Below are 253 nucleotides of genomic sequence, written 5' to 3' on the forward strand. Positions count from 1 at the left end.
GTACTTGGTTCAATTGGTTTTATTTTTTCTGGATAGCGTAACATAAGGTCAAGTGCTAACTCTGCATCTTGAGGGTCATCTTTGGCACCACTAGGTGAAAATGCTTGGCGGTAACGTGCTAGTGACAACGCATGAACGGGGAAAACTGTAATAAAGGGGTATTTTTGTAGTGCATACACTATTGGGCCTTTTTTTAACTCCAGCGCAACAGCGATTCTCCCATTTACCTGTTTGTGCAACGTATTGAGCCAAG

The 253-nt window shown here is 42.7% G+C and carries 1 protein-coding gene; it reads right to left on the reverse strand.

Features of this window, described 5'->3' with window-relative positions; translation table 11 throughout:
- Positions 1–253 (reverse strand): IS110 family transposase (locus SB751_RS33140; protein ID WP_410749388.1); only part of this gene is annotated, 253 nt, incomplete at both ends.

Source organism: Cupriavidus sp. SIMBA_020 (assembly GCF_046535395.1).
Classification (GTDB): Bacteria; Pseudomonadota; Gammaproteobacteria; order Burkholderiales; family Burkholderiaceae; genus Cupriavidus; species Cupriavidus campinensis.